The following is an 11,181-nucleotide window of genomic DNA, read 5'->3' as shown; positions in this document are numbered from 1 at the left end:
TTGACAGGGGGCACTTCACGATTCTGAGGGCTGCCTTTCTCATCTTGATCGTACCGTTCATGAGTGGTGCTTATGAACCTGGAAGCTTTTGAATTTTCTCCTGTTCCTGTTGCTTCAAAGCTGCTCCGGTAGCTGCCTTCTTCCATATTTCCCGGTTTTCATCGGTCGCAGGTGGTTCCGAGTCACCAAAAATGGCGCGTACCCAATGTCCGTCAGTTGGATTCGGCATGAGGATAAACTTGCTTCCGTAGAGATCCTTATCCTGTTCCATCAGCTTGGCGCGCTCCGCAACATCCTTCACGTAATAAACTCGGCGAAAGTCGTTCAGGTTATCACCCAGGTAAGAAATCACATTATACTTTTGAGCTATCTCTGTTTGGCGGGTCTCCTTGTTAGAAGTTTCCCTATTGACTGTCAGGTGAGCTTCGTCCACATAGGGGAAATTCAGTTTTTTCAGTTGTGTCATTGCGTAACTGTAAGTGTTTGGTCCCTGGTCACGATTGGAGACATAGAAAACCTCCACCCCTTTTTCCTTGCAATATTGCAGGAACTCAAGTGCCCCCGGAGCGACAACCATTTCATACTGGGGGATCCACTTGTCCCAGTTGGCATCGTCGAAAAATTCTTTATTATTCTCGATCAGGGATCCCCAATAGTTGATTGGCAGAATGAGCGTATCATCCAAATCTGTAATAATCGCTAACGGTTTATCATTTGGTTTGTGGCTGGCAAGGGCAAGATCAACTTGCAAACGTGCCATATTAAAGGCCTGGTGATAGAGCGCTTTATACTCGGCCGCGCTTCTCTTCCACGCAACCGCCACGTTCAAAATGTTATGGAGTCCATCTCCTTTTGAACCTCCAGCGTTTGGCGCTTTTACTGGCTGTGCCGGTGCTGCTGGCTTTTGTACCGGTGCTGCTGGCTGATTAGATGCGGCGGATACAAGACTCGCCGTTGTACTGAGTGCAACAATACTAGCCGCGATCATCATAAGGTGTCTTTTCATTCTAACTCCTCCTTCATTTTTATGGCAGAAAGCACTATAATCCAAGGCTGTTATAGTACCTTTTGCAAAAACAGTTGGGCGCGATTGCTTTTGGGCGCGGTGAAAAACTCTTGGGGCGTTGCATCCTCAACGAGGCGGCCACCATCCAGAAACAAGATACGGTCTGCTACCTCTCGGGCAAATCCCATTTCATGCGTCACAATAGCCATCGTCATTCCGGTATGGGCAAGTGATTTCATGACCTCCAACACCTCTTTGACCATTTCTGGATCGAGCGCAGAGGTCGGCTCGTCAAAAAGCATCACTTCAGGCTCCATCGCAAGCGAGCGGGCGATCGCCACACGCTGCTTTTGACCACCTGATAATCGAGACGAATAGGTGTCGGCCTTGTCAGCCAATCCCACCCGGGCAAGCAGCTCCATGGCTTTTTTTGCTGCTACCTCTTTTGATACGCTTTTTACGTGAATGGGCGAATAGGTAATGTTATTTTGAACCGTCATGTGCGGAAAGAGGTGAAAATGCTGAAAGACCATTCCGATCTTCTGCCGGACCTCACTCACATTTGTTTTCGCGCTTGTTATTTCTACATCATCGATATAAATCCGGCCGCCAGTTGGCGTCTCGAGTTGGTTGATGCATCGCAAAAACGTTGATTTTCCCGAACCGGACGGGCCGATGATGGCAACGACCTCTCCCTTTTTTATCTCCGTAGTGATTTCATGCAGAACATGAACACTCCCAAACGATTTGGATACCTTCTCCATTCTAATCACTGCGTCTCAATCTCCTCTCAAAGCGGCGGGCCGCAGCGGTTAATCCGATTACCATCACATAATAGAGCAGACCGGCGAGCAGCAATGGCTCAAAATAAACAAATGTTTCAGCAGCTACGATATTGGCCCTTCGAAGCACATCTGTCACCCCGATTACGGAAACCAGCGCGGAGTCTTTCAGCAAGTTGATGCTCTCATTCACCAAGGCTGGCAGAATGTTTTTTAACGCTTGAGGAAAAATGATGTCGAGCATCATCTTTCGGTACGGAATTCCAAGTGCAATGGCGGCTTCGCGCTGCCCCTTGTCAACAGCAAGAATTCCTGCCCGAATCGTTTCAGAGGTATAGGCAGCCGAGTTTAAACCGAAGGCGATCACTCCTGCCTCCAACGGGGAAATGTCATATCCGGTCAACTGTGGTATCGAGAAATAGATAAGCGTCAATTGCAAAATCAACGGCGTGCCTCTAAAAATGGATGTGTAGAAGACAGCCAATCCCTTGAGCGGTTTATTGTCTGAGATTTTGATTAAGGCCAGCAGCGCGCCTCCCAGAAATCCGACAAGTGCGGAAAGCAAGGTAAATTGTAATGTGTCGATGATCCCCAGCAAGATGTAATCCATCTTGCCGCTGATTCGTGAAAAGTCGAGATCCACGTTCTGTTACACTCCCCGCTTCTTATTTGCCAAACCATTTTTTCGCAAGCTTGTCCAATTCACCGCTTTCCTTCAGCTTTTTGATTGCCTGATTAAACTTTTCCACATGGGAGGAATCGGTAGGCAGTGCGATCGCGTACGCATTCTCTCCGTTATCCGAGATTGGGTTCATCTCCAGATCCTGACTCGACTCCACATACCCCCGGGCGACAGTATCCTCAATAATCGCTGCCTGTGCCCGGCCTGACTTCAATTCCTGAATCAGATCCCCAATCTTATTCAGAGGGGTTACCTCAATGCCCTTAATCGTCTGTGCCGCCTCTTGAACGGCGGACTGTTGTGTCGATCCCAGCTGAACAACTACCTTCTTGCCGGACAGATCCTCCATTTTCATCAAATGACTTCCCGTTTTCGCAACAATCGTATTCTTCGCTTCATAGTAGGTTTCCGTAAAAGCTACACTCTTTTTGCGCTCCTCTGTCGGCGTCATTCCAGCCATGACAAAGTCTGCTCGGTTCGCTTGAAGGGCTGGCAGAAGTCCGTTAAAATCCATGTCCTTGATTTCCAGCTCCAGGCCCAATTCCTTTGCGATGTACTTGGCAATGTCGACATCAAGCCCCACAATTTCGTCTTTTCCCCCCGAGGTATCATGAAACTCGTAAGGAGGATAATCCGCCGAGGTCGCCATGACCAGCTTTGTGCTTTTTGTCGGCGCTTCCGCTTGGCCGCTCTCCTGTTTCCCCGAGCAGCCAGCCATAATGATTGCAGTCAAAGCGAAAATAAGTGCTTTTGTTACCCATGACTTGCTTTTTCTCATTTCTTCTCCCCCTATGATTCTTGTTGCTGGTTATGAATACAATTTTAAGTGGCAATTCTGACAAAATTCTGACATAAAAGAATGCGAGAAATTCACCCTCGGCCTTAGGTTAGGTGGTTGGTGAGGCTGTGGTGTGGGAGAGGAAAAGGGAGAAAACGCTCCAGATTCTTGGGTCCCTTGCTGAGGGGTCATCCCTGCACGGTTCCATGAAAAAAGCGAAACCGCGTCCAAAGTAGCCGATTCATGATGCTCCTCAGAGGTGGACGCTTAAGAGCGTGTTTCCCTTTTTTCATTCCACCTCGGCTGGGCCCCAAAGATCTTCTCTTTTTTCTCCCTTTTCCTCGGCCAGCCTTGAGTTTTCCCCCTGCCTTCTTCTGGGAGCCTTTCTTGGAGTTTTTTATGGACAAACCAAAATGAAACCGAGGCCTATACACTGAGGAGCGACCGTGATTTAGCGAAAGGTTTTACCGAAGTTATGCCAGATACAGACGCTGAGGCACCTTGTTATGCGCTCCGGAAAGTTTAAGCAATGATGCTTTTACACTGTGAGGCACTTAAACTTTCTTGAACGTTAAAAAAAGCGACCTGAATCGGAGACAGCTCCTTTTCAAATCGCTTTTCTATAGGCTTTTTATCAGTTTCTCATATTGCTTTTCAATGGTTTGCGAGGGTTTGCAGCCCAATTCTTTCAAAAGATATTGACTATACTGCTGATATTGTCTCATGAGAGCAGGTTTATCCTTCTGGTGTTCGTAAATGTCCATCACCAAGATACATGCCTTTTCCTCATAAGGAAAAAAACGCAGCAGCTTTTTGAGCTGTTCTAATCCTTTTTCAAAGGATTGTGTCTGGAAAAAGGAATCGACTAGCCGGTATACCAATCGAATATACATTTGGTTGATCGCTTCACCATGGGCAGCACTCCAAAGATAGGCTTTATTTTCAAAAAGCTCTCCACGGAAATATTTTTCCGCTTCCATGAGTAGCGCCATTTCATTTTCGCTGCTTGGCTTTTGGTTGCACTTTTCCAGGTCTGCGTATCTTCTTTCAAATTCCTGAACATCCAAAAGACATTCCATAAGCTCCACCCAGTAGCCATTCTTACTGCTTTTAATCTGTATGGGCACCTGCTTACTCGAAATCGTTTTCTTCAGGCGGTAAATAGAAGTATGAAGATTGGTTGTCGCCTTTTCAGGGTCTAGGCTTGGCCAAAGCAAATCGCAAAGCTTCCACTTATCTACAGGTTTCCCAGCATAAATGACCAGGTAAGCCAAAAGCTCCTCCACCTTTGCAGTCATCCATTGGACTTTTTGTTTGGAATGCTGCCCGTAGACTTCGAATTCCCCCAGACAAAGAATTTTTCCTTTATGCGTGATCTCATGTGTCTCTTTTGCTGATTCAGGCCTTTGAAGGCTCCTGTAGTTTAGGATTTTATGAACAACCCGGCTCATTTCCTGTGAATCAATTGGCTTCAGAATATAATCCAAGGCATTCACTTTAAATGCTTCTATGGCGTATTGGCTGTATGCCGTAACAAAGATGATTTGGATGTGCCCATCAATCGCCAGAATCTTTTCTGCCAATTCCAATCCGTTCATGTCCGGCATTTCAATATCGACAAACGCAACATCGGGTTTCATCTCACGTATTTGTTCAAGAGCGATCTCTGGATGGGTATACTGCTTAATCACTTCTAACTGGCCATTTTGTTCAATGGCTCGCTTTAAGAGAATATGGTTGGGCTCTTCGTCATCTATCGTTATTGCACGCAGCATCGTCATATCCCCCCGTTTTTTTAGATGGTAGTGTTTTCATGATAGGTACATATAAGGTGACGCTTGTCCCTTGCTCTTCTTTGCTTTCGATGGTCAGCTTCTTTTCTGTAAAATGCCCCAGTCTTTGATTGATGTTGGCTAGACCTACTCCAAAAGCGGTCTTTCTTCGAGACAAAACTTCTTTCATCTTTTGTTCCGACATTCCGACACCATCGTCTGTCACTGTGACTTGAATGGATTCCCCTTTTGATCGGACGGAAAGCCTTACTGTGCCACCTTGGGCTTTTTTTACAACTCCGTGTCGGATTGCATTCTCCACCAAGGGCTGAATCATTAATGGCATGATTTTATGCTGAAGGCAGCTTTCTTCAATTTCGAATATCGTTTGAAGCCGATCTCCATATCTAGCCTGTTCAATATCTACATAGGATTGTACCAGCTCAATTTCCCGCTGCAGCGTTACCAGCTCACCCCGATTATCCGTATTAAATACGATTCTTAGGTATTTGCTTAGACTGATTAATAAATCCCCCGCTTTTTCCGAATCGGTATAGCAAAAGGCCGTGATCGCACTTAGGGCATTATATAAAAAGTGCGGTTTTATTTGTGATTGTAGATAGGCCATTTCGTTTATTGCTACTTCTTTTTCGAGTTTTTTTGAAAACTTTTTGGATCGTACTAAACCGAATGCGAGCAGCAATAACCCAATCACTACAATCAGTAAAACGAAAGCGATCAGATCGCGGTTTCTTTTTTGCTCAATATATTTGTTTCGAAGATCCATTTCACCAACTTTATACTTCGCTACCAGTTCATTGACATCGAAATAATTCATTGCCCGGTTCATAATGCTGCTCAAGGCTTCCATCTCATCCGTCTGTCGAAAAAAATAACAATAAAATTTCGGTGACTCTACGATCCGATAAACAGGAGTCAGATTAAAAAGCTCATTTTCATAGTAATCTTCCAAAAACACATTTTCATTTTGAATCAAATAGTCAATATCCGCGTTTTTCAGTCCGTTATACATTTTTTGATCACTATCAAAATAGGTGATTTGTTCTTTCGGAATGATCGTTTCCATAAAATCTGCAATGGATGTGCCCTTCACGATGCCTACTTTTTTATGGAGCAGCTCTTGTGCATAATGGATCTTTTTCGCGTTTTCTGCGTTCGCAATCACAGAATAATACGTCGAATAATAAGGTTCTGAAAAATGGCCGAACCTTTGTCTGGCTGGTGTAATGCTGATGGGGAACAGGATATCTACTTCCTGATTCTTTATTTTATTCACTTTATCTGACCAACTGAGGTTTTCATCGCGAAGGAATTCATATTTTAATCCAATCATGTCTGCCATGTTTGTAAAAAGATCAACGCTTGCGCCTGAATATTTGTCTTTATCCTGATCATAAAAGGACAGGGGAGCAAAATTGTCATCTACCATCACACGGACTTTTCCAAGAGATCGGATAAAATCCTTTTCCTTCTCCGTCAAAAAAAAGTGATCCTTCAAATACGCTTTTTGTATTTCTTTCTCATATTCGGTAACGACTTGGCCTATGATGCTGGAGGTAGCTTTATTTATGATTGACAGTAACAGCAGGTTGGATCTGCTGGTAATGGAACGGTACGTTTCATTGATCCCGGAATCTGAGACCGGCAATGCAAAGAGCCCCAGTTCAATCATCCTTCTGTAATTCTCGGCATTTGCGTAAATAAACTCGATCTTATTATTTATTAATGCATCATAAGCATCCGTGATATCTTTGTATGGATAATATTTCATCTCCCCCATATGACTCAACGGCCGACTGTTTTCGCCGCTCATGTTTAGAACACCAATTCTTTTCCCAACAAGCTTGTCATACGTCATTCTTTTCTCATTGGTATAAAACAAATAATTCATATTGATGGTAATGGGAGTGCTTAGCTGAAAATCGGGAAATTCAGCTGAAGGCTTCAAAATAATCGGTGACAAATCCAAAGAACCGTTTGCTACTTTATGGAGCACATCGTCTGAACTGCTTACCTCCACATAAGATAGCCTTACCCCTAATACTTTTTCCAGGCAGGAGTAGAAAAGTTTATTTATCCCATATTCTTTTTCACTAACGTTAAATTCATAGAATCCCCCCATGAATTCAAGATCACGCGGAACTTTTAACCCCTTTTTTCTGATTTCTTTCAAGTACTCTATTTCTTCATCAGTAAATGGAATCGATTCTCTGGGAAAGGACTCTGCAGCATCACTATATTTTTCATAGATTTCCTCATATTTATTTAGGGAGGCGGAGAATCCCGAGGTAAAAAGCCAAACCATTATCAAAAGTAAAATCACTTTTTTTCCATTCATTCTCACAGCTCCTCATGCGTTAGCCAACCCTTGGTAATTCAAGGATTACGCCTCGCCTTCTACCGAGTGGGCGTAGTAAATCGAGTGTACCACCCGGTTTGGACATGCGCTAGAGCTTAAGAATGGTATCCGAGGTTTTGCAAATACAGGCGAGGCCTACGTGCATCTCGTCAGATTCTGCATGTAATGCAATTCTTGTTTGCTGTCACGTTAATCATCAAATTATCAGAATAGATTTTCTTTTTGAAATTAGGTAAAAAAGTGCTTTACATCAAGAAGAATTTCCCATATTCTAAGAGTACGTTTCACACACTACTCAAAGAAAAGGAGGCTGCTACCATGATGATGACCGTATTGAAACCCAATAACCCATTCACTGATCGTCTTATGGTTGTTCCAACTAAATATAGCAGCGCCTCCTGGACCGACGAATCGTAGTGTTATTCGTATCTTAACCATTCCCAATTCGTCAAATACCAGACCACAGGCGTTGTAGCTTGTGGTCTTTCCTTTTCTTTGTGATTCCAAAAGACCGCTGGCGTTTTGCCCGTGGTCTTTTTCTTTCCAAAAAAACGTATTTTTTCCGATTTTTATCCTTTGAAGGGAGGTGACAGGATATGGTACTTCACTTTTTGTTTTTCACAATCAAGATTGAACGCAATCAAGTAAGCTCCGAGCAACGTATTGCGAATTACGCTCGTGCTCGCTACCTCGAGGAACGCGCGGAAGCTCACGCTTTTCAAGCAGCACAATTCATCAGCCGTATCTAATTTTTTGCAATCATTCACTTTGAGGAGGGATTTAGTATGAAAACCAAACAAAGACGTCAGATGATGAGATTTACAGGAGTCAAAGCGATAGATGGCAGCTGACTGCACCACTTTACAGGGATGGGAGGGATACACTCATGTACATTCCGATGATTTTTTTCACGATCATTATTGAAAAACGGAAAGTGACTCCAGAGCAGCAGGAGGCACAATATTTTCAAGAACAAGCAATTGCTCAGTGGGAAGAGCAAAAGCATCAGATCGCAATGCAATTTCCTGAGTATTTGTATCGCTAATATAGGTTGACGCTCTCAAGTAGCGAAGAAGAAGATCATGTCTGTTGCGGATGTGATCTTCTTTATTCGCGGTAAGGATTCGCGTCCTGCGGCAAAGTCATGTAACAATGCCTTCGTCGCGCAGCACCTCGGCGATTATTTGCGCCAATAAATCTGTCGAGTCAAATTCTTCTTCCCATGTATTTTCAATCCCGCCGATCTCCACGAGTACAGCGTGCGGATGAAGGTCCTGATTCCAATATGTGGAGCTTATTCCCTTTCGTTGTGACACCTCAATCGGGAACTGGGGATACAGCTCCTTTGCTTTATCGCTTATTTTAAACGCAAACTGTCGATTCATTTCCCACCCCGGATGAGCGTTATTCACGACAAGCCTGATTTTCGCCATCGTCTTGTTGTTCATCGTAAGCGTGGTCATCTCCCTTGTTCTGGAGTCCCGATGAACATCAAGGACAACCTTGAGATGAGGATGAATGGCCAGCTGCCCTTTCACATATTCCCGGGACAGTGTGTACACGTCAACGTTTTCCTGTACCGAGGCTACTTCCTGTTGAAAGTCGCTGGCGGACTGAATCGTACTGACGTTATTTTTTTGTAAGGAGTCTGCCAGTCCTTTGCCTACGAGTGAAATGTTATTTTCCGGATCGCTGACTGCATGGGAATCTGCAGGGGTTTTGGCTTCGAAGTGGAACGACTCCTGACTGTGTGTCTGATAGATCAAGACTGCGGGTGATTCCAATTTTTCCACATAGGCAGGTACTCGTTGCTCTGCATTCATTTTAAAGGAGCCAATCAATAGCAGGCAGACGATGAACCCGCATGCTACACCCACGTACCGCATTGCTTTGCTTTTCGCCTCAATCTGATTCGCTTGCTTCACCAGCTTCGCCTCCAACCCTGTCACAAAACCTTTGTCAGGCTCTTCCTTCAACGCTTTGATTTGCTGTATGAGCTGTTCCATGTTTGGCATGTGAATCGTCTCCTTCCATCACGAACAAGAGATCATCCTTTAAACGTTTTAGTGCCCGGTGATAGCTGACCTTCACCTTTGATTCGCTCCACCCCAATATTTCTGCGGTTTCCTTCACACTCAGCTCGTTCACACAGCGTAGGATGATGACCATCCGGTATTTCGGCCCCAGCTTACACAGCGCCCCAGCTAACCTCGCACGCTCCTCCTTTTCTTCCAGCAATTGTTCTGGCAGGCCGTTTTTTGAGGGAAGAATACGTAAAAGTTGGCTGGAAAAGTGTATCAGCTTCTTCCTGCGGTGATAGTCGATCCCTGTATACTTTGCGATCGAAAGGATCCATGTTTTGATGGCGGATCGATTCTGGAACGTAGGGAATGCTTTTAAGACCTTGATAAAGACCTCCTGCGTCAAATCCTCCGCCTGGCTTTTGGTGCCTGTGAAAAGCAGAAAAAAATGATACACATCTCGGTAGTGCTGCTGGTACATGCACTTGATTTGTTCAGAGAGACTGTCTTGATCATTCAACAAGAGACACCCCCTTATTTTTTGGGATACCATTTAGTCGAACTAGTTGAGAAAAGGTTACATTCGTTCAAAAAAAAGCCGCCGAGATGTTCTCGACAGCTTTTCGCTCTTGCTGGCCTATCAGTTATCGCTGCAGTAACTGCCTAATTTTGTGATGGGCCATGGGGAATGTATAGGAATCAAGCTCTTCCCATGCTTCAAAACGGGTATGAGACGGAAGCTCATCGCCATCAATCCAGTCACAGGACCAAACCTGCATGTTCCATTGCAAGTGGGAAAAAATGTGCTGCACCTCACCAATCGGCTCCAGCACCTCTACGTCCATTCCGAACCGTTCGCGAAGTCCACCCGCAAGTGCCTCGCGCTTGGCTGTATCTTTGTCTGCATCAGACTCCACCATTGGAAATTCCCACATGCCGGCCAAGAGTCCTGTATCCTGGCGCTTGTTAATCAAGACCTTGCCCTCGCGCATGATGACTGCGACCTGGAGATTTACGGGGCGAGGCGGTTTCGCCTTTCCTTTGATCGGCAACTCCTCTTGTACGCCTTCCTGACGTGCCATACAGTAATCAAACACCGGACAGGTCAAGCATTGCGGCGTACGAGGAACACAGACCATCGCACCCAGCTCCATCAACGCTTGATTGAAATCTCCCGCTCGTCCGGTCGGGATGACTTGTCTGACAAGGTGCTCGATTTTGATTCTTGTGGCAGGCTTGGCAATATCATCGGTTAAATACAGCAGGCGGGAAAAGACGCGCATAACATTGCCATCTACCGCTGGTTCCGGCTTTTCGTACGCAATGCTGAGAATCGCCCCGGCTGTATACGGCCCGACACCTTTTAATGTTGCGATCTCTTCTGGTGTATCCGGCACGACACCTCCGTAGTGTACGGTTACTTCACGGGCTGCCGCTTGCAGGTTCCTGGCACGGGAGTAATAACCGAGTCCTTCCCACGCCTTCAGTACTTCATCCTCCGGTGCTACCGCCAAATCTGTTACCGTCGGGAACTTTTCCATGAAATTCGCATAATAAGGCTTAACCGTCTCCACTCGAGTCTGCTGCAGCATGATTTCTGACACCCAGACACGATAAGGGTCACGGTTGATTCGCCAAGGCAAATCACGCTTTTGCGAGTCGTACCAGGCTAATAAATCTTGGGCGAACCCAAATACGTGAAATTCTTCCGGTAATGTATATTGCAAGCTCGTTTCTTTTTTCCTTGCCATTTCTTTTTT

The 11,181-nt window shown here is 45.2% G+C and carries 11 protein-coding genes; 2 read left to right on the top strand and 9 right to left on the bottom strand.

The annotated features are described in order from the left end of the window. Positions 1 to 70: 70 nt before the first annotated feature. The 6 genes from ACIFQN_RS33875 to ACIFQN_RS33850 form a co-directional block, all read right to left on the bottom strand. Entirely contained in the window at positions 71 to 1,006 is a 936-nt protein-coding gene (locus tag ACIFQN_RS33875; RefSeq protein ID WP_429837451.1) for a 5'-nucleotidase, lipoprotein e(P4) family, read from the bottom strand. A 50-nt stretch (positions 1,007 to 1,056) separates the two neighbouring features. Continuing rightward, a complete protein-coding gene (locus tag ACIFQN_RS33870; RefSeq protein ID WP_429837456.1) occupies positions 1,057 to 1,770 on the bottom strand; it encodes an amino acid ABC transporter ATP-binding protein in 714 nt (237 codons plus the stop codon). Between the two features lies 1 nt (position 1,771). Further along, a complete protein-coding gene (locus tag ACIFQN_RS33865) occupies positions 1,772 to 2,431 on the bottom strand; it encodes an amino acid ABC transporter permease (protein ID WP_429837450.1) in 660 nt (219 codons plus the stop codon). Positions 2,432 to 2,453: 22 nt separating this feature from the next. Then, complete coding sequence (locus tag ACIFQN_RS33860; RefSeq protein ID WP_429837449.1) at positions 2,454 to 3,248, bottom strand: transporter substrate-binding domain-containing protein; 795 nt, start codon at positions 3,246 to 3,248, stop codon at positions 2,454 to 2,456. Positions 3,249 to 3,868: 620 nt separating this feature from the next. Next, the gene (locus tag ACIFQN_RS33855) at positions 3,869 to 5,023 is read right to left on the bottom strand and encodes a response regulator (RefSeq protein WP_429837448.1); all 1,155 of its coding nucleotides are present in this window, start codon (positions 5,021 to 5,023) and stop codon (positions 3,869 to 3,871) included. After that, entirely contained in the window at positions 4,998 to 7,379 is a 2,382-nt protein-coding gene (locus ACIFQN_RS33850) for a histidine kinase (RefSeq protein WP_429837447.1), read from the bottom strand. The genes ACIFQN_RS33855 and ACIFQN_RS33850 overlap by 26 nt, the downstream gene beginning before the upstream one ends. Positions 7,380 to 7,996: 617 nt before the next feature. Here ACIFQN_RS33850 and ACIFQN_RS33845 point away from each other — a divergent pair. Then, on the top strand, positions 7,997 to 8,149 hold the full coding sequence (locus tag ACIFQN_RS33845; RefSeq protein ID WP_429837446.1) for a hypothetical protein: 153 nt from the start codon (positions 7,997 to 7,999) through the stop codon (positions 8,147 to 8,149). Between the two features lie 137 nt (positions 8,150 to 8,286). After that, a complete protein-coding gene (locus ACIFQN_RS33840) occupies positions 8,287 to 8,445 on the top strand; it encodes a YrzI family protein (protein WP_429837445.1) in 159 nt (52 codons plus the stop codon). A 97-nt stretch (positions 8,446 to 8,542) separates the two neighbouring features. On the opposite strand, the gene spoIIP is transcribed toward ACIFQN_RS33840, so the two are convergent. From spoIIP to mutY, 3 genes are all read right to left on the bottom strand, one after another. After that, positions 8,543 to 9,415 carry a stage II sporulation protein P gene (gene spoIIP, locus ACIFQN_RS33835; protein ID WP_429837444.1) on the bottom strand — a complete coding sequence of 291 codons (873 nt, stop codon included), beginning with the start codon at positions 9,413 to 9,415 and terminating at the stop codon, positions 8,543 to 8,545. Further along, on the bottom strand, positions 9,360 to 9,944 hold the full coding sequence (locus tag ACIFQN_RS33830) for an RNA polymerase sigma factor (RefSeq protein ID WP_429837443.1): 585 nt from the start codon (positions 9,942 to 9,944) through the stop codon (positions 9,360 to 9,362). Before ACIFQN_RS33830 ends, spoIIP begins: the two co-directional genes overlap by 56 nt. A 121-nt stretch (positions 9,945 to 10,065) precedes the next feature. Then, on the bottom strand, positions 10,066 to 11,172 hold the full coding sequence (gene mutY, locus ACIFQN_RS33825) for an A/G-specific adenine glycosylase (protein ID WP_429837442.1): 1,107 nt from the start codon (positions 11,170 to 11,172) through the stop codon (positions 10,066 to 10,068). Positions 11,173 to 11,181: the final 9 nt, after the last annotated feature.

The organism is Brevibacillus sp. NRS-1366, from assembly GCF_050467985.1.
Note: the sequence above shows the minus strand (reverse complement) of the source record. Positions and strands in the feature narration are given on the sequence as shown.